The organism is Winogradskya consettensis, from assembly GCF_018332715.1.
Lineage (GTDB): Bacteria > Actinomycetota > Actinomycetes > Mycobacteriales > Micromonosporaceae > Actinoplanes > Actinoplanes consettensis.
Window position 1 is genome coordinate 212154 of the sequence record NZ_BOQP01000007.1, and the last position, 18536, is coordinate 230689.

General features: G+C 72.1%; 12 protein-coding genes. 2 read left to right on the forward strand and 10 right to left on the reverse strand.

Annotated features, from left to right (window positions below; all coding sequences use genetic code 11):
* Positions 1 to 4: 4 nt before the first annotated feature.
* Genes Aco04nite_RS08505 through Aco04nite_RS08545 form a run of 10 tightly spaced genes read right to left on the reverse strand, consistent with a single transcriptional unit; the run spans position 5 to position 17542 of the window.
* Positions 5 to 973: a hypothetical protein gene (locus Aco04nite_RS08505; protein ID WP_212996634.1), complete on the reverse strand. Its 969-nt coding sequence runs from the start codon at positions 971 to 973 to the stop codon at positions 5 to 7.
* Positions 960 to 4157 carry a right-handed parallel beta-helix repeat-containing protein gene (locus Aco04nite_RS08510; protein WP_244875823.1) on the reverse strand — a complete coding sequence of 1066 codons (3198 nt, stop codon included), beginning with the start codon at positions 4155 to 4157 and terminating at the stop codon, positions 960 to 962. Before Aco04nite_RS08510 ends, Aco04nite_RS08505 begins: the two co-directional genes overlap by 14 nt.
* Entirely contained in the window at positions 4154 to 6736 is a 2583-nt protein-coding gene (locus Aco04nite_RS48665; RefSeq protein ID WP_244875827.1) for a hypothetical protein, read from the reverse strand. Before Aco04nite_RS48665 ends, Aco04nite_RS08510 begins: the two co-directional genes overlap by 4 nt.
* Positions 6733 to 8034: a type VII secretion protein EccB gene (gene eccB / locus Aco04nite_RS08515; RefSeq protein WP_212996636.1), complete on the reverse strand. Its 1302-nt coding sequence runs from the start codon at positions 8032 to 8034 to the stop codon at positions 6733 to 6735. The genes Aco04nite_RS48665 and eccB overlap by 4 nt, the downstream gene beginning before the upstream one ends.
* A 20-nt stretch (positions 8035 to 8054) precedes the next feature.
* Entirely contained in the window at positions 8055 to 9275 is a 1221-nt protein-coding gene (locus Aco04nite_RS08520) for an EsaB/YukD family protein (RefSeq protein WP_212996637.1), read from the reverse strand.
* Positions 9272 to 13246: a type VII secretion protein EccCa gene (eccCa, locus tag Aco04nite_RS08525; RefSeq protein WP_212996638.1), complete on the reverse strand. Its 3975-nt coding sequence runs from the start codon at positions 13244 to 13246 to the stop codon at positions 9272 to 9274. The genes Aco04nite_RS08520 and eccCa overlap by 4 nt, the downstream gene beginning before the upstream one ends.
* Entirely contained in the window at positions 13243 to 16260 is a 3018-nt protein-coding gene (locus tag Aco04nite_RS08530; protein WP_212996639.1) for a hypothetical protein, read from the reverse strand. The genes eccCa and Aco04nite_RS08530 overlap by 4 nt, the downstream gene beginning before the upstream one ends.
* Before the next feature lie 48 nt (positions 16261 to 16308).
* Positions 16309 to 16899: a hypothetical protein gene (locus Aco04nite_RS08535; protein ID WP_212996640.1), complete on the reverse strand. Its 591-nt coding sequence runs from the start codon at positions 16897 to 16899 to the stop codon at positions 16309 to 16311.
* A 1-nt stretch (position 16900) separates the two neighbouring features.
* Positions 16901 to 17188 carry a WXG100 family type VII secretion target gene (locus Aco04nite_RS08540; protein ID WP_212996641.1) on the reverse strand — a complete coding sequence of 96 codons (288 nt, stop codon included), beginning with the start codon at positions 17186 to 17188 and terminating at the stop codon, positions 16901 to 16903.
* A 33-nt stretch (positions 17189 to 17221) separates the two neighbouring features.
* Positions 17222 to 17542, reverse strand: a complete 321-nt coding sequence (locus tag Aco04nite_RS08545; protein ID WP_212996642.1) for a WXG100 family type VII secretion target — start codon at positions 17540 to 17542, stop codon at positions 17222 to 17224.
* 173 nt (positions 17543 to 17715) lie between these two features.
* On the opposite strand from Aco04nite_RS08545, the gene Aco04nite_RS08550 reads away from it, so the two are divergent.
* Positions 17716 to 18132, forward strand: a complete 417-nt coding sequence (locus Aco04nite_RS08550) for a YbaB/EbfC family nucleoid-associated protein (protein WP_212996643.1) — start codon at positions 17716 to 17718, stop codon at positions 18130 to 18132.
* Between the two features lies 1 nt (position 18133).
* Positions 18134 to 18532, forward strand: a complete 399-nt coding sequence (locus Aco04nite_RS08555; RefSeq protein WP_212996644.1) for a hypothetical protein — start codon at positions 18134 to 18136, stop codon at positions 18530 to 18532.
* The last annotated feature ends 4 nt before the right edge of the window (positions 18533 to 18536 follow it).

An 18536-nucleotide genomic window follows, 5' to 3' on the forward strand; every position in this document is an offset into this window, starting at 1 on the left:
GTCCTCAGGCCTGGGTGCAGTGGGCGCGGACCGCTCCCCCGGCGATGTGGGGGTAGGTCATCGGGTAGCCGGCGGAGTAGCCACGGTTGGTGACCTTGACGCCGATCGTGCCGTTGCTGACCGGGTAGCTGCCCAGGGCGAGCCAGGAGCTGTTGTGGGCGCCCTGGGAGATGTACTTGTCGGGGGCGGGGCTGGTGTAGAGCGGGGAGCCGACACCGGTGCCGGTGAGGATGGACAGGTGCACCGGGGCGGCGGGTACGTCACGCGAGCTGGAGCTGGTCGGTACGTAGATCGACAGCGTGCAGTTCTGGCGGGCGGCGCCGACCTGGAAGCCGTACAGGATGGCCTGCCCTGCGGTGTCCTCGTGGGCCTTGCCGGACATCGGCATGTCGTCGAACCGGCCGTCGCAGCCGCCCTCGCGGGTGCTGCCGTAGGCGAGCGTCCACCACCCGGCGTCGCCCTTCTTGAACCAGCCGTGGTTCGAGTAGGACGTGCCCTTGCCGGTGCAGCCGAGGCCGGCGATCGCGTCGTACGTGACCGCTTTCGTCTGGGACTGCGGGGGCACCGTGGCCGGTGACGTCGCCGCCGTGGGGGTCGTCGCCGGTTGGGGCTTGGCGGCGGGGGCGGCTGCGGGGGGCGGGTTCACCGCTTCGCCGGCCACGGGTGCGCCGAGACCTTCGCCGGTCACGCCCGGGGTGGCCGGACTGGAGCCAGGGGCGCCGTTCGTGGTGGTGGTGCCGCCGCCGCCCCGCAGGAGTCCGGCGGGGAACTGCTGCTGTTCAGCTGCTGCGGGCGTACCCGACGCAGGGTCTTCGCCTTTGTCGTTGCTGGCAGCGGCACCGGTGATGGCGCCGGTGAGCAGGACCGCCACGACGCCACCCGTGGTGATCTGGGCGGGGCGGGAGCTCACGAAGAACCGCCAGCCTCGGCGCAGGGGGCTGCTGCTGGTGCCGGTGTGGTCATTGAAGTACATCAGGGGATTCCTTCCCGGCGCTGTGCGCCGTGACGAAGACCGAGTTCAGGCCGCCGGGCCGGCCGGGCTGCCGGGTGAAGCTGAGGTCGGCGGTGGTCAGGGTGCGCGATGCTGCCGTACGTGCCAGCGAGGCGGCCAGGGTGTGCGCACCGCGCGCCGTCCGATCGGTGAGTCCCACGGCCAGATCGGCGATCGCCGCACCCACCTCGTCGGGCACCTCGTGCCCGCGATCGGCGAGCCGGCGCACCGCCATCGCGGCGAGATCACCGGACGTGTACGGCGGCAGCTCCCAGCCGAGCGCGAACCATTCGGCGAGGCCGGGCAGCCGGCTCAGCAGGTGCGACCAGCGGCCGGGTTCCATCAGGAGAACGACGACCGGCGCGTCACCGCCCTCGCGTAGCCGGTCGAGCAGCGCATCGGCCACCTCACCCGACGGATCCGGGCCGTCCCAGCGGATCAGGAGCACACCACCGCCCGCATCCCGCCAGGCGCGCGCGACGAGGCTGCGTGCCTGGCCGGGCCATTGGACCTCCCAGTCGTGCAGCAGCGATACGCCGATCAGCTGACCGGACGGTACGAGGTCCAGTTCGGACAGGGCCAGTGCGTAGAGCCGGGCGATCTCGCGGCGGCCCGTTCCGGGTGGGGCGGTGAGCACGACGTTGGCATGCCGGGCCGGTGGCCGGGCAGCGCCGGAACGCAGCACCGACAGGGTCTCGCCGATCACGGATCGCAGGCCACCGAGTCCGGTCAGGTCGCCGAGCCGGCGCCAGGCCCGGCTCTCCTCGATGCGGGAGCGGGGATCCGCCGCTGCGCCGGGCCGCCCGGCGGAGGGGATCTCCATGCCGGCCAGGTCGGCGGCGAGGTCCGCGGCGGTGATCCGGTTGAGCTCGCTGTCCCGTGCCGGCGGGGCGCCGGCGAGCCGGGTCGCCTGGCTGTTCACCATCGACTCGAACAGCTTGCGGGCCACGCGGCCGTTGCCGAACGTCGGGCCCTTCGGCACTCGGCGGTAGAACTCGGTGACCGCCTCGACGGCGTCGTCGGTGAGTTCGTAGTAGTGCTTGCGGCACAGGTCCGTGGTGATCGTGACCAGTTCGTCGACGCTGTAGTTGGGGAACTCGACCGTGCGGGTGAACCGTGACGCCAGGCCCGGGTTCGACTCGAGGAAGCTCTCCATCAGCTCCGAGTAGCCGGCCACGATGACGACCAGCTCGTCGCGGTGGTCCTCCATCATCTTCATCAGCGCGTCGATGGCCTCCTGCCCGAAGTCCGGCCCGGAGCCGCCCGACCCGGCGGTCAGGGTGTACGCCTCGTCGACGAACAGCACCCCACCCATCGCCCGGGTGACCAGCTCGGTCGTCTTGATGGCGGTGGACCCGACGTACTGCCCGACCAGATCGGCGCGGGCCGCCTCGACCATGTGCCCCTTGGACAGCACACCCAGCTCGGCCAGCACCGAACCGTAGAGCCGCGCGACCGTGGTCTTACCGGTACCCGGAGGCCCCGCGAACACCAGGTGCCGGCTCATCGGCGGCATCGGCAGACCCAGCTTCCTGCGCATCTGCGCCATCCGGATCAGGTTGATGAGCCCGGTGACCTCCTTCTTGACACCGGCGAGGCCGACCAGGGTGTCGAGTTCACCGAGCGTGCCGGACTGCTCCTCGCCCCCGGCGTCGGCGGGCGGCGCCTGCTCGGCCACCTGCTCCGTGACGCGGGCCCGGCCGGTGTCCTCGACCAGGTCCTCCACCTCGACCCGGTGCTCGGCCGGCCGGGAGACCGCGACGCCGCGGCTGTCCCGCACGGTGCAGCGGACCAGCCGCACCGGTTCGGCAGATTCGACGTGTACGCCGTCCGCGCCGCTGCCGAGCACCTCGCACTCGGTGAGCGTGGCCGAGCTGCCCGCCTCGATCGTGATGCCGTGGCCGGCGGAGTTCCGGACGCGGCAGTGCCCCGCGGTCAACCGGCCACCCGAGGTCACCCGGATGCCGTCGGCGGGAGCGCCGGTGATCTCGCTGTCGCGTACCGAGAGATCGCTGTCCGTCTCGACGAGCAGGCCACCCCGGCAGGTGGAAGCCGTCAGAGCGGCCCGGGCACCGCCGGAGACCGACAGGTGCGCCAGGCCGGCCTCGGAGAGCACGACCCGGCTCGCGCCGTCCACCGTGATCCCGGCGCCGTCGGCCCGGAGCCGCGCGAACGTCGCCGTGGAGCCGCCGGTCACCACCGCCGCGTTCTCCCGGACCTCGCTGACCGTCAGGTCCTCGAACGTCGGGGCGGCACCGGCGTCGACACCGACACCGACCGCCGCGCCGGAGACCTCGCAGCCGGCGAACCGCGGGGTCGCGTCGGCGCCGACCTGGATCGCCGTGTGACCGGCGCCGGTGAAGACGCAGCCGGTGAACACCGCCGTGCTGCCTTCCGCCACGTGCGCCGACTGGATGCGGGCTCCCGTGAACGTGGAGTCGCTGACCGCCACGTCGCCGGTGCCGCGCAGATACAGGTCGATGCTCTGGCCGTCCTGCACGGTCAGCCGGGAGATCCGGATGCCGCCGCGGCCCTCGACCGCGATCGCCGGTTTGGCCGCCCCGGTGATCGTGCCGCCGTCGATCAGGCACCGGCCGGTGCCGTTGACGCCGACCCCGTTGCCGCCGGGCCGGCGGATCGTCGGCTGCCGCAGCGTCAGTGTGCCGGCCTCGGCGACCACCACGGCCGACGTGCCGGCGTCGTCGATGGTCACGCGTTCGAGGGTGCTCGGCCGCGCCGAGGTGACCACGACGCCGGCACCGGCGGGGTTGATCACCTCGCCGCCGCGCATCGCCAGGGAACCGTCCAGCCGGGACAGCAACGCCGTCCACGACGCGGCGCGGATCCTGCACGAGTCCAGTGCCGCCTCGCCGCGCTGCACGTCGACGGCGGCGAGCTTGGGGTCGTCGCTGGCCAGGGAGAGCCCGTGCAGGGTCACCCCGGCGCCGTTGACCACGAGCACGCTGCCCTCGGTGACGGACACCTCGACGGTGCCGGGGCCGTCCTCGGCGCTGATCGTGACCCGTTTGCTGACGGTGAGCCGCTCGGTGTAGCGGCCGGGGTGCACGCTGATCGTGTCGCCGTCCCCGGCGCGGGCCAGCGCGGCGCCGATCGTCGAGTGCGCGCCGGGCGTACCCGGGGCCACGGTGTGGATCTGCCGGCTCACGATCGTTTCCCTTCCGCATCCGACAGCATTCCCGGCAGCGCGCCGACGCGGCCGGCCGCAGCGGCGCCGACCCGGCCGGACGGTTCCCGGCCCGCCCAGTCCTCGGCCCGGCGGCGCAGCGCACCGCCCGCCACCTCGTCGAGGAACGCGCGGTCGCGGCCGACGCGGCCGTCCGCGCCGATCTCCTGGGCGGACAGCTCTCGCATCAGGACCCGGCCGCGTGCCCCGTCGCGCGGCTCCTCGGCCTCGAGCACGACGAAGCTGGTGCCCGGTGCGAACACCACCCGGTCGGCGCCCTCCGCCGGTTCCAGGGCCCGGGTCCGGCGACCGGTCATCGACCAGACCAGCACGTCGGTGTCGCCGGTCAGGTCGGCGGACGGTTCGGCGAGAGCGCTGAGGAAACCCCATTCGGTGAACAGCTTGGCGTCACGCAACAGGTCCCACTGCGCGGCGACGGGTGACGCGGGGATGACGGCCGGGCCGCGGTGCGAGGGCATCCGGGCCAGGCCGGCGGCGGCGCACCGGGCGAGCGGCACGTGCGGTCCCTTGGCTGCGGCCCGCAACCCGGCGTCGATGGTGGCGCCCTGCGGGGACAGGAACAGCCGCAGGGCCACGGCGTCGACCACGATGTCGTCGCGTTCGCCGGCCTCCGCCGTCTGCAGGCCGGGCAGCTCGGACAGCACGCGGGCGACGGAGCTGGACACCGCGTCGAACTCGCGGCTGAGGGTGCGGCGCAGCCAGGCCCGTTCGTCCGACAGGTCCTTGTCCCGCACCACGCCCGCCGCGGCGGGGACGGGCGCGGCCTGCCGCCGGACGCCGACGTCCACCGGCCCCGGCGCAGCTACCGGCGCCGTCCCGGCAGGTGGCTCGGGCGGTGTCGTCATCGCGGGTAGCTCGGCCGGTGCCGTCATCGCGGGTAGCTCGGCCGGCGCTGTCATCGCGGGTGGCTCGGCCGGCGGGGCGAGCGCGGACACCTCGGGCGCCGCTGTCATTGCAGGCGGCTCGGCCGGCGGGGCGAGCGCGGACACGTCGGCCGGTGCGGCCAGGGCGGACAGCGCTGCTATCGCGGGCAGGTCGGCCGGCGCTGCGATCGAGGGCAGGCCGGCCGGCGCGAACGGCTCCGGTGGCTCGACCGGTGCGGGGTGATCGGGGATCGGTTGCGCAGCGGGCATCCTCAGCAGCGTCGTCGGGTCCTCCGTCGCCACGACCGCGGTGGGCTCCTCGGCCGCCGTCCTTCCCGCGGGGCCCGGCAGCGGCACGACCGCCGACCATCGTGCGGCGACGTCGATGCCGGTAGTCCGGTCGTCGGCGGGTCGTTCCGTCAGCCAGGCGACCGCCGCCGAGGCCGCCACCACCACAGCGGTGCCGCGGGTGGCCGGGTCCATCCGGGCGAGGACGTCGCCGGCGAGCGTTCGCATCCGGTCGGAGCGTTCACCTGCGCTGTCGTCGAAGATGAACGCCGGGAAGTCGGGGCGGGCCATGGCGGTGCGGATCCGCTCGGCGCCGGGCGGCACCTCGATCGGCCGGACCCACAGGCCCGCCTGCACGACCTCGACCACTGCGTCCGGGGCGTACCAGTAGACCCTCGGCTCGGTCGGCTCGCCGAGGACCAGCGGCGACCACCAGCTCATCAGCCGCGGTGGTGCGGCCTGAGATTCGGCGCGGGGCTGGTAGCCCAGCTCCATGGCGTACGTACGCCAGCCGAGGCCTCCTCCCGGCGTGACGGTGTAGAGCTCGAGGGCCGTGGCGTCGCCGAGTGGCAGCCCGGCGAAGCAGGCCACCGGCTCCCCGAGCAGGTCGGCGAGGACCTGCCCGAGCGCTTCGCCGTGCGGCTGCTGCACCGGCCCGTACCCGACGAAGCGGACCCGGGACCGGGTCTCGCCGGACAGCGTGCGCCAGAAGCGGGCGATGTCGTCGAGCGACAGCGGTGGGCGGCCGGGACAGCCGAGCAGGACCGACATCCGGTCGGGCAGGCACGGCATCGAGGCGACCAGCCAGCGCCAGTGATCCGCCACATCGGCGGCGTCGTGGGAGTCCCGGAGCCATACCCCGGCGGGCAGCGGTTCGGCGATCCCGGCCGCACCGGTCCGCAGCGGTTCGGTCGAGGCGTCGTCCCAGACCGGCCGGGGGAATCGTTTGGCCTCCCAGCGGGGTACGCGGCCCGGCAGGTGACGTACCCATCCGCTGCTCTGCCCGGCGTGCACGAAGAGCTGGCCGGACTTGGCGCGGACCAGTTCGCCGTAGGGTGCCAGGACCGGGCGGCCGAGCCGGTCCGACAGCCACTGCCCTGCCAGCCGGGCCATCTCGGGGTGCTGACCGCACACGACCAGCCGGATGCCGCGCCGGCCGCGACGCCCGACCGCGGCGGCGACCGATTCCCAGATGCCGAGGGGCTGCTCCCCCTGCAGGTCGAGCACCAGCACGTCGTTGTCGTCATCGGGGCGTACGGCGAACGCGAGGGTCCGGGCCTCCTCGCTCATCCGGTCGTCGGTGGACAGGACAGTGGCGTTGCCGACGGTGTTACGGGTGATCCCGCTGACGTCGGCGGGCTGGCGGCGGCCGATCGGTGAACGCATCATGAGCCCTCCTCGGTGGCGGTCAGGGCGGCTCGGCTGAGCGCCGGGCCGGTGGGGAGCGCGGTCAGCCAGGGTGCGGGGATCCCGATCTGCGGGCCGCTGAGCCGCAGCGAGGACAGGACGTTCTCGCCGCTGACGTCGTAGCGGACGCCGTCCTCGGTGATGAGCCACGGTTCGGGGGTCTGTTGGGTGGTGGGTATGGGCAGGGCGTACGCGAGGACCGCACTGCCGGGGGCCAGTACCGCCGGTGGCGTACCGGCCCGGTATCCGCGGGCGCTGAGCACGAGCTCGGCGCCGGCGGGTGATTGCCGCAGGCACAGTGCTCCCCCGGCGGGGTCGCGGAAGGTGACGCCGGCCAGTGCCGACAGGAAGCCGGTCAGCGAGCGGTCGGTGGAGGCGGGCGCGGTGACGATGTCCGCGGCGCTCAGCGCGACCGGCGGGGAGCTGACCGCTTGCAGGAGGGTGAAGGCGGTCTCGCTGACCGGTGCCAGGCCGTCGGATCGCAGGACGAACCGCTGCGCACCACCGCCGGCCTGGGTGAACACCTGACCGATCCGGTACGGGTGCCCGGCCACCTTCGGGCCCTTCGCACCGTGCTTCGGCACCTTCGGGATGGTTATGGGTTCCCCGTCGGCCACCGCGTCGAGCCAGATCGCGGGCGCGGTGGCGGGGGTGGCTCCGGCGGCGCCCAGGGCGATCGGCACGGCGTCGTCGGCGATCTCGGATTTCGTGCCACGCCACAGCAGGTAGCGCTTGCCGGCCGAGGCGACCAGGGTGAACTCGCCCGGCGCGAGCGGGGTCGCCGGTGCGGCCGGGTCGAGGTCGAGCCGGACCGTCCTACCGGTCAGGCAGGCCATCCAGGGGCCGCCGACCAGGTCTGCGGCTGCCGGCAGGACCTGGGGCGCGCCGGGCAGTCCGATCACCGGGCCGCGTGGCACACCCCGCAGTGCGGTGTGCGAGACGAGTTCGACGGTCGCCGAGGGGCCTTGCAGCAGCAGCGCAGAGGTCATGTTGCGTACGGGCAGCAGCTTCCCACCGGCGAACACGTATCGGTCGCCGCTCTCCTTCTCGACGATGATCGTGCCGGGCCGGCGCCATGACGTGTCGCCGCCGGGCACCAGCCAGCCGTAGACGGCGTACCCGCCGACGACGAGGACGGCGAGCAGGACGCCGGTGAGCAGTCCGACGACCGGGCGCTGGAAGGGGTTGTCGACGCCCGCCGAGTCGCCGGCGACCAGTGAGTTGCTCATGCGGGTCATCTGGAACTGGTGGGCGTGGACGTGGTCCCGCTGGGTCTGCACGGTGGAGTCTCCTAGCCGGACTAGCCGAACAGACCGCGTGCCCAGGCGTACGCGCCGAGCAGCTGGAGCAGTAACGGAATCAGTGCCACACCGGTGATCACGTCGCCGGCGCCGGCGAGGAACTCCCAGATCGGCAGCAGCCGGCGTGGCCACGGCCGGGTCGCCGCCATCACCAGGACGCCCAGCAGCACCGCGAGCCCGGCCAGCAGGACGCTGCGGGCGAGCGGGCCGGTGTTGCCCGAGAGATGCGCGACGACCAGCACGAATCCGGTGGTCGCGGCGGCGACGAGCGCGAGTCGTTGCCCGGCACCGAAGAACGAGCGGGCGCGCAGGGCGAGGGCGCCGGACAGCACCGTCACCAGGGACCAGCCGATCCACCCACCGGCCCGCATGATCTCGATCTGCAGGTACGGCATCAGCAGGCAGGCGCTGAGCACGACGGTGGTCAGGTAGCCGTCCGCCGCGTCGGTCCTGGCCTCCAGGTCACCGGCGGGCTGCGGTTCGTTGTCGTAGTGCAGCTCCTCGCCGGATTTGGGGAGCTGGACGCCGCGGAGCCGGGCCAGGCGCAGGGCTGCCTTCGGCGCGGACACGACCATGACGAGGCCGGTCGTGGCCAGCAGTCCCGCCAGTCCCGGCACGGTCAGCCCGGCCTGCGCCGACAGTCCGAGCGCGTGCACCACTTCGGTGCCGGTGAGCACGAGCAGCGCTATCCCGCCGGCGCTGAACACCGTGGACATCGCCCGATCGCGGCCCGGCCGGGCGCTCGACAGTCCGGCGGCCAGCAGCCCGGTGCCCGCCAGGAGACCGGCGACGCCGGTGAACGCGATGGTGCCGCCGCCGATCAGCACGGCGCCGAACACTCCCAGCGCGACCACGGTCAGCACGAGGAACAGCGGTCGCCGGTACTCCGGTTGCCAGCGGTCGGCGCGCCGGTTGACCGCGGTCGCGATCCCGTCGGCGAGGTCGTCGAAGTCGAGCTCCGGCAGCGAGTCCTCGACCGGGCGCAGGTACAGCTCCTCGCCCTCCAGCCAGTCCAGCGACTCGGGGGTGCCGGTCGGGTCGAAGGGCGCGCCACCGATGCGCTGCAGAACCCAGCCCCCGTCGTGGGCGGATTCCGCGGCCGAGGCGACCAGCGTCGGCAGGAGTTCCGACACCGTGACGGTGGCCGGCACGGCCAGGTCGATCCGGCGGTCGCCGGCGACCACGGTGACCCTGCAGACGTCGGCGGTCAGCTTGGTCATGCGGGGACTCCCTGCGGCGAGCCGGCCGTGACCAGGCCGGTCTGGATCAGTTTCACCGAGCGGCGGGTGACGAGCTGGGCCCGCCCGGGTGGCAGCTTGCGCGGGGCGGCCTCACCGAGGAAACGGCCCTCTTCCTTCGGGTACGACAGCAGCAGCCCGGGATTGCCGAGTTCCCAGATCCGGCGCAGAACCGGGTCCATCATGGCCCGCATGCTGCCGGACGTGCTGCGGGCGATCACCAGGTGCAGCCCGATGTGGGCGCCCTGGGCCAGCAGCGGCAGAAGCGGTTCGAGCACCGAGCCCGCGCCCATGCCGCCCTTGCCGAGCAGTTCGTAGTCGTCGACCACGACGAACAGTTCGGGGCCGGTCCACCAGTCGCGCCGGCGCAGCTGGTCGGCGCCGACCTCCTGCCCGGGCAGCCGCGGGTTCATGGAGATGGCGGCCTGCTGGGCGAGCTTGTGCATGTCGTCGGCGGTGATCGCGTATCCGGCGCGGTACCGGGCGGGTATGACCGCGTCGAGGTCGCGGCGGGAGTCGCCGACCACGACCTTCACCTCACCGGGGGCGTACCGGTCGGTGATCGCCTTGAGGACCAGGCGCAGGACGTTGGTCTTACCGGTCTCGTTGTCGCCCATGACGAACAGGTGCGGGCTGGTCAGGAAGTCGTGCCAGACCGGGCTGAGCCGCTGCTCGTCGTGGCCGAGGCAGACCTGGAAGCCGTCGCGGGCGGCGGGCAGGTCCGCGGCCGGCAGGTGGGTCGGCAGCAGCCGGACCGGCGGGGCTGCCGGGCCGGACCAGAACGTGCGGATCTCGTCGATCAGTGCCCGGGTGGCCTCGCCGAGGTCGTCCGTGCCGGTCCGCCCGTCGAGCCGGGGCAGGCCGGCCAGGAAGTGCAGGCCGGCGCCGGTCATGCCGCGGCCGGGCCGGTTCGGGACGAGCGCCGCCTTGCGCGAGCCGACCTCGGATTCCATGGTGTCGCCGAGGCGCAGCTCGAACTTGGTGCCGAGCAGGTCGCGCAGCCAGGTGCGGATCTCCGACCAGCGGGTGGCGGTGACGACCACGTGCACGCCGAACGACAGGCCGCGCGACGCCAGCTCGTTGACCCTGGTCTCCAGTTCGCCGAAGTCCGACTTCATCGTGAACCAGCCGTCGATCAGCAGGAAGACGTGGCCGTACAGGTCGGTGATCTCCCCGCGGGCGCGGGCGCCCAGATAGGCGCCGATCGAGTCGAAGCCGTGCTCGGCGAAGAGCATCTCCCGGCGTTCGAGGAGCTGCCGGAGCTCCTCGACGGTCCGTACCACCCGGTCGCGTTCCATCCGCGACGAGATCGATCCGACGTGCGGCAGCCCGGCCAGTGCGGAGATGCCACCCCCGCCGAAGTCCAGGCCGTAGAACTGGACCTGCTCCGGGGTGTGGGTCAGAGCGAGGGCGAGCACGAGGGTACGCAGCAACGTCGATTTCCCGCTCTGCGGTGCCCCGGCGATCCCTACGTGCCCGTCGGCGCCGCTCAGGTCCGCGCGCAGCAGTTCGCGTACCTGGTCGTACGGGCGGTCGACGATGCCGACCGGCACCCGCAGCCGGCCGCGCAGCGTGGCGTTGTCCACGGTCATGCCCAGCTGGGGATGGGGCACGACGCTGGGCAGCAGCTCGTCCAGGCCGGACGGCGCGGACAGCGGCGGCAGCCACACCTGCCGGGCGGGCGGTCCCGCACCGGCGAGCCGGTCGATGAGCACCTCCATCAGCCGGGCCTGGGCCGGCTCGGGGGCCGGCCCGTCGACGCTCTCCGGCACCTCGATCGGCTCGGCGGGCTCCGGCTCGGGTAGCCGGGCGACGCCGAACGGAACCACCTCGACGCCGACGCCCGTCGCGCCGCTGTCCGGCCGATGGCCCGCCGGGCGCTGGTACGGGCCGGACACGTACGCGCTCTTGAACCGCACCAGGTTGCTGATGTCCAGTTTGAGGTATCCGTTGCCCGGTTCGGACGGCAGTTCGTAGGCGGCACCGGTGCCGATCACCGCACGGGACTCCATCGAGGAGAAGGTGCGCAGGCCGATGCGGTACGACAGGTGGCCCTCGACCCGGTTGATGCGTCCCTCGTCGAGACGCTGAGAAGCCAGCAGCAGGTGTACGCCCAGGGACCGGCCCAGCCGTCCGATGGAGACGAAAAGATCCATGAACTCGGCCTTGCTCGACAACAGCTCGGAGAACTCGTCCACGATCAGCAGCAGCACCGGGAACGGCGCCAGCGGGGCACCGGCGCCGCGGGCTTTCTCGTAGTCGAACAGCGACGCGTACCCACTCGCGCGCAGCAGTTCCTGGCGGCGCGTCATCTCGCCGTTCAGCGCGTCCTGCATCCGGTCGACCAGGGGTAGCTCGTCGGCGAGGTTCGTGATCACCGCGGAGGTGTGCGGCAACTTCTCCATGCCGATGAACGTCGCGCCGCCCTTGAAATCGACCAGGACGAGGTTGAGGATCTCCGAGCTGTGGGTCACGGCGAGGGCGCAGACCAGCGTACGCAGCAACTCGCTCTTGCCCGAGCCTGTCGCACCGATCAGCAGGCCGTGCGGGCCCATGCCGCCCTGCGCCGACTCCTTCAGGTCGAGTTCGACGACCTCGCCGTTGTCGGTCACGCCGATCGGCACGCTGAGCCGGGCGCGCTGGGTCTGCCGGGGGCGCCAGAGGGCGTTCACGTCGAACGCGTACGCGTCCCGGATGCCCAGCAGCGACGTCAGCTCGAAGTCCGACTCCAGCGAGTCGTCGACGATCTCCAGATTGCCGCTGGTACGCCGCGGCGCGAGCAGCCGCGCGAGGGTCTCGGCCTCCCGCACGGACAGGTCGTCCCGGGTGGCCCGGCCGGTGTGGTCGCCGACCGGGAACTCGATGTGGTCCTGCGCCATGCTCAACCGCAGCACCTTGGGCCCGCCGGGCAGGCGCCCGGTGATGTCCAGCAGCACGGTGTTGTGCAGGCCGGCACCGAGCAGCCGGGAGCTGTCCGGGATCTCCACCCGGTCGGCCACCACGACCACGAACGGCTCACCGGCGCTGGGCCTGGCCGCCCGGTCGTGATCACCGCGATCGGTGAACTCGGTCCCGAGCAACGTCAGCAGCTCGTCGTGGTCACGGGCGAACAACCGCAGCGGCCCCGCGGCATCGCCCTGCGCCGGATGCGCGTTGTGCGGGAGCCACTTGACCCACTCCCACTCGTCCCCGGCGGTGTCCCCGGTCAGGACGGCCACTCGCAGCTCGTCCGGGGCGTGCAGGGTGACCAGCTGGGCGACCACGGCACGGGCCAGCGCCGTCGCGGGGCCCGCGAGCCCGGCGAACTCGACGCTCGTGAAGCTCCGCAGGCTGATCGCGGTGGGGACGCCGGGAACCGTCCGGTAGGCCTCGGTGAAGCGCCGCAACGAGATCGACGACAGCGGTTCCAGATCCTCGACCGGCTTCGTCGACGGCGGCACGTACCGTACGGCCGAACTGTGCCTGCCGAGCCCGATCCGGACCCGTCCGAAGTCGTCGTGGGCCGGTCGGCGTTCCCACAACCGGTTGCCGTCCACGAACGTCCACAGTGTTCGGGGATCGGGGTTGTGCCACAGCACCGCCTGCCGCTGCCGGCCGGCGGCTTCTCGCGCCTTGCCGCGCAGTTGCGCGAGATAGCGCAGGTAGTCGCGGCGCTCGGAGCGCATCTTGCGCTTGCGCTCACCGGCGGCCCGCCCGATCTGGACCACACCCATGACCAGCATGCCGGCGGCCATCAGACCGCCGGAGAGGTAGGCGACCGACGACCGGTTGAACGCGCCGTACATCATGATCATGCCGCCCATGCCGAGCCCCATCGGCACCACGGTCAGGAACGACCGCATGTCCATCGGAGCCGGCTCGGCCATCACCGGCGGCTCCTGCAACTCGACCTCGCCGGCAGGCTCTTCCGGACCCTCGGCGCGAGGCGGGCGCTTGACGATGACCGTGCTCATCCGATGACCCCGGGTTCTTCACGGTCGCCTGCCCAGGCAAGCCGATCCTGCGTCAGCAGATCCGCCGCACGACGCTCCGCCGGCGGCTCCTCGTCCTCGTCGGGCTCGTTCCCGGGTTCGTCTGTCATGCCTTCCTCGGCCCAGTACGCCGCGAGCTCCTCGTCGCTCAACGTGTCGGCGCTCACCGCGTACACCTGCGGGGTCTCCTCCACCTCCCCGGAGATCACCGCGGCCGGGTCGATCCGCCGGGGACGCCAGGCAGCCAGCTCAGTACGCTCGCCCGGGACCGGCCCTTGCGCCGGCCGTTCGAGGTCGTCCGTCGCCCAGTACAGCTCGCCGTCGTCCCACGAGTCCGGATCGTCGTCGCCATCCCCGTCGGCGACGACCGCTACGAAGTCGTCGTCGTCCGGGCCGTCCCCGTCGTCATCGGATGGTCCCGGGCTGTTTCCTTCGGCGGGCTTGGTCTCGCGGTCACCCTTCCGCGGGGACGTCACGCCCTGCGGCGACGTCATCCCGGTCGGGGCCGGTGCTGCGGGCGGGGCCGGTGCTGCGGGCGGCGGCAACAGGAACGCTGCGATCGGCAGAACCCCGTGATCGTCACGGTGTGCGGTGTCGGCGTCGGCGCTGTGCGGAGGTGCGGTCTGTCCGCTCGAGGAAGCCTGACCTGGCTGCGCGGCCGGGCTTGCCTGCGCGGCCGGTGTGGCTGAGGGCGAAGTCTGGGGCGTGGGAGCGGGTGCCTGAACAGGCGCCGGGGCAGCGGCGACTGGTGGCGTCATCGGTGGGACCGGCAGGACGCCCCGGTTGAGCCACAGCTCGTCGTCGGCCGATGTCGTGCGTCCATCCCGATCGGCCGTGCCCGGTGCAGGTTCCGCACCGGATGGCGACGGGGTGGTCTCCATGCTGCTCGGGGCCGGGGCCGGGGCCGGGGCCGGGGCCGGGGCCGGGGCCGGGGCCGGGGCCGGGGTTGGGGCCGGGGCCGGGGTTGGGGCCGGGGTTGCGGGCGTGGGCTCCGCTCCGGCCGGCGCGTGCGGCGTGGCCTCGGGGGCGGCGGGTGACTCCCACGGCTCGGCGCCAGCTCTCACCAGGCCTGATGCCTCCGAGCGCGCCGGGCCGGCACCCGCAGCCGCCGCCGCAGGTGGAGACATCGGCGGCATCTGCTGACCGGGCTGAGCGCCGGCGGGCGCGTCCGGCGCACCACCGGTGACCTCGCCCTCCTGCCACGGCGTCGTGCCCGCGCTGACGAGACCCGAGGCGTCCGAACGCTCCGGGCCCGCGCTCGTTCCGGCGGGCGGCGACATCGGGGACATCGGTGGCATCTGCTGACCGGGCTGAGCGCCGGCGGGTGCGTCCGGTACGCCACCGGCGACCTCGCCCTCCTGCCACGGCGCCGTGCCTGCGCTGACGAGACCCGAGGCGTCCGAACGCTCCGGGCCCGCGCTTGTACCCGCGGGCGGCGACATCGGCGACATCGGTGGCATCTGACTGCCCGGTGCAGCACCGCCGGGTGCGTCCGGCGCACCGCCGGGGACCTCGACGTCCTCCCACGGCGTCACACCCGCGTTCACCAGACCCGAAGCATCCGAACGTTCGGGGCCGGTGCTCGTACCGGCCGGAGGGGACATCGGCGACGCCGGCGGCAGTCCCGCGCCGGAGCCGGCCGACGACCCGGAGTTCAGGCCGGCCGGCATCGACCCGCCGAGCGAGACACCACGGGGCACGGAAGCCGGCGGCAGGGTGACGCCACCCACGGGCTTGGGCACGGTCGAGCCTGACGACCCGCCCACACCGGTGGACGGTTTTGGCACGGAGGACGTGGGTCCCGAGCCCGTCGCGCTGCCCGGCGGCTTCGGCACGGACACCGTGGGCACCGGCGGCAGGGGCGTCGAACCCGAGCCGGTCCCCGTCCCGGTCCCCGTGCCGCTTCCGGTCCCCGTTCCGGTGCCGAAGCCCGGGAGCCCGCTTCCCGCACCCGGCAGTGGTATTGCGAAGACGGGCGGCTTCACGCTGCCCGTGCCGCCCGGTGAGGTCGAGCCACCTCCACCTCCACCGCTGCTACCGCCACCGAGTTCCGGGACCTCGACGTCCGGGACGTCCGGGACGGCGCTACCTCCACCGCCACCTCCGCCGCCGGCTGAGCCGGTCTTCGGTGGGGTCGACACGCCGCCGGTCGGGGCCTTCAGCTCCGGGGTCGGCGTGTTCGCGCCCGGGGTCGGCGTACCGCCTCCGCCCGGAGTGGGTGTCTTGACATCGGGGGTCGGCACGTTCGTACCGCCGCCCGGCCCGTCCGGGGACCCGGGGTTCTCCGGGGTCTCCGGGGTGGACGTCACCGGTTTCGGCACCTCGGGCTCGGTGATCACCAGCTCGTACGTCGGCACGAGCTGGTCCATCACGCTGCGCAACGTGTCGGTCAGGGCCTGCGCGACCTCTTTGTCGTTGTTGATGTAGATCACGCCGCCCCGGACCGGCACATGCCGGTTCGCCACGGCCCAGTTGCCGTAGTAGGTGACGTACTCCGCGGCCATTCGCCGGGCCCAGTCGAGATTGTTCGCCAGCGTGTAGAGCTGGGTCGGGTACGAGCTACCCACCCCGGAGTTGCCGCCGTTGTTGGCCGTGACGTGGGCGTCGATGTGGTTGTGCAGGTCGGTCATCTTGTCGCGGAACGCGATCGCCGCCGACCCCTGCCAGGACCCGTCCTCCCCGGCGAGCGCCTCGGTCCACCCGTTCAGGTCGTCCCGGATACCGATCAGGGTGTTCTGAATGGTCCCGTACCAGTCGCCGGCCACCTTGAGCGAGTTCGGGTCGACGTTGGCGGCACCCCGTGCGGCAGCGGCGGCGTCCCCGTTGTTCCCCGTACTGACCGATCCCCAGAGATGACGGTAGATCTCCTCCCACGACATGCTGCCGTAGTCGTTGCCCTTCCCGGCCGCGCTCGTGTCACCGCCCGGGGAGGTGGTGTGACGCCCGCCGGCATCGATGATCTCGTTGGGGCCGGGAGTCGGTTCGGGGTCGCCCATGATGACACTGCGCTCTCAGGAATCGGCTTGCGTACGGGTGGACTCAGATCACTTGCCCGCGGACGGGCTGTCGTCGCTCAAACCTTCGATGCGCCCGAAACTGCCGGCGAACTCGTTGCTGATGTCCTCGGCGGTGACCTTGTTGGCATCCTCGGTCGCCTCGTACTTCAGGATCACCGCGTTCATATCGGTCTGGACGCTCGTGAACGATTCGGCGACGTCCTTGAGGAAGCTCAAGGTGGACGGTGTCAGCCCACCGTCACCTTCCACCGCGTTGTAGATGACCGCGCCGTTGTAGAAGGTTCCCGGTTTGATCACACCCGCCGCACTGAATCCTTTGTGGACCTCCGCGACATAGCTACGGAACTCGTCCATCCGGGTCGCATAGGCCCGCAGGTCGGCGATGTTGACCGCGACGTGGTCGCCCTCTTTCGCCGACGACAGCTCCGGCCGCCGCGAATGCTGCCAGGGCGTCGGGCTGGCCCAGTACGGCCCGCCCGTACCCACGGGGGTCATCTTGTCCGGACCGCCGGGATCCTGGGCGCCCGGGATGCCGACGTCGGAGTCGGGCTTCGGGCCACGGGCCTCGGCGTCGTTCTCCGCCTGCTGCCTGTTCGCAGCGCCATCGATGCCGGCCATGCTACTTCTGCCAGACGCCGCGAGCGATCGACTCGGCGTTGATATAACCCTCGGTGATGTTCGTCAGCGCCGTCTGCGCGTTCGTGAATGCCTGCGCCATCTGCTGTGCGGCGCTGTTCCATTCGGTCTTGGCGGCCTGGTACTCCACCTGGGCATCACCGGTCCATTCGGCCAGCTGGGCATTGCAGTAGGTTTCCAGCTCGGACAGTTCACCGGTGATATTCGTGTTGATGGTCAGCATCTCGTGAAGCGTCTGCTGGGCAACCGCGAAATTGAACGTGTACGACATCGGATCGTTCCTTTCGACAGAGCGGGCCGGGTGCTAGGAAAGGTCCAGACCCCCGCCGAAGTCTCCGGCGATCTGGCTGGCTTCCTCTTCCTGCTGGGTGTAGAGCTTGACGTTGACGCCCATCGACTCGGAGAGCCCGATCAGCGCGTTGATGACCCGCTGGAAGCCCGCCTCCCACGAGTCCATCGCCGTGTTGAACCTGGTCGAAGCATCGCCCGTCCAGGATGTCTGCAGCGCCGCCATCTCCTGGTTCACGGTGCGGAGCTGGTTGATGTAAGACTCGACGGTTCCGTCCAGCTTGGTCGCCGCAGCGTGCATGCCCGGCGTTGTGGTGCTGACCGAATTGGCAGCCATAAACGTCCTCCTCGACTCGTTGCAGCAGTTCGCCATCCTCCGGGAACGCACTTCATTTGCTCTTGACGGCGTCTTGATCGCGCGAGTCCGCAAAGAAGTAAGAAAGAATCAAGTGGGGCGTCGTAGCGTGGCCCGCTGATCCGCACGCCTGCTACGGAAAGCACGGTGACCCCATGAGCACCGGACAGGACCGCCTCCTCGAGAACCTGTTCGAGGAGTACCAGCAGCAACGCAGCAAGCTCACCGACCTGCACCGGCAGATGCGGGAGATCTCGGCGACCGCGGTGTCCCCCCGCCACGAGGTGTCGGTGACGGCCAGTCACACCGAGGGCGTGACCGACATCCGGTTCACCGGCAGCGGCTACCGCCGGCTCGCGCCCCAGGAGCTCTCCGACCTCGTGATGGCCACGGTGCGCGAAGCCCGGGACAAGGCCCGCGACGAGGCCGCGACGGTCATCGCCCCGGTGCTGCCCGAGGGCATGAACGCCCGGGACCTCGTCTCCGGCCGGATCGGCGCCGACCAGCTGATGCCCGCCGACGGTCCCCGCCTGCCGACGGTCGTCCGCGAACACCTCGAACGGAAGGCCTGACATGCCGGACCGGGTGCTGTCCGTCGACCCCGAGGCGCTGATCGGGATGGCGCAGCCGTACCACTCGGCCGCTGAGGTGTTCCAGCAGTTGGAGCATCGGGCCCAGACGATGCTGGCCCGCTATCAGGGCGCGTGGGGCGACGACGACATCGGCGCACAGGTCGACCAGCACTACCGCCAGGTCCTGACCATGATCGCGGACAGCGCCGGATCGGTGCGCTCGGACCTCGTCTACCACGGCGACGGGCTGCGTACCACGGGCAAGGTCTTCGCCGCGGCGAACGAGCACGCCGAGCAGTCGAGTGCCGCCCTGGCCGCGGCTTTCGTCCCGTTGGAGGGTCACGCCGCGTCCGCCGCCGAGGTTTCACAACCGGCGGCAGAGCTGCCCCCGGCCGGCTGACCCA

Excerpts from the sequence above, each read along its gene's own strand:
- Aco04nite_RS08505 (WP_212996634.1), bottom strand. The coding sequence starts at position 973 with ATGTACTTCAATGACCACACCGGCACCAGCAGCAGCCCCCTGCGCCGA.
- Aco04nite_RS48665 (WP_244875827.1), bottom strand. The coding sequence starts at position 6,736 with ATGATGCGTTCACCGATCGGCCGCCGCCAGCCCGCCGACGTCAGCGGG.
- Aco04nite_RS08520 (WP_212996637.1), bottom strand. The coding sequence starts at position 9,275 with ATGACCAAGCTGACCGCCGACGTCTGCAGGGTCACCGTGGTCGCCGGC.
- eccCa (WP_212996638.1), bottom strand. The coding sequence starts at position 13,246 with ATGAGCACGGTCATCGTCAAGCGCCCGCCTCGCGCCGAGGGTCCGGAA.
- Aco04nite_RS08530 (WP_212996639.1), bottom strand. The coding sequence starts at position 16,260 with ATGGGCGACCCCGAACCGACTCCCGGCCCCAACGAGATCATCGATGCC.
- Aco04nite_RS08535 (WP_212996640.1), bottom strand. The coding sequence starts at position 16,899 with ATGGCCGGCATCGATGGCGCTGCGAACAGGCAGCAGGCGGAGAACGAC.
- Aco04nite_RS08540 (WP_212996641.1), bottom strand. The coding sequence starts at position 17,188 with ATGTCGTACACGTTCAATTTCGCGGTTGCCCAGCAGACGCTTCACGAG.
- Aco04nite_RS08545 (WP_212996642.1), bottom strand. The coding sequence starts at position 17,542 with ATGGCTGCCAATTCGGTCAGCACCACAACGCCGGGCATGCACGCTGCG.
- Aco04nite_RS08550 (WP_212996643.1), top strand. The coding sequence starts at position 17,716 with ATGAGCACCGGACAGGACCGCCTCCTCGAGAACCTGTTCGAGGAGTAC.
- Aco04nite_RS08555 (WP_212996644.1), top strand. The coding sequence starts at position 18,134 with ATGCCGGACCGGGTGCTGTCCGTCGACCCCGAGGCGCTGATCGGGATG.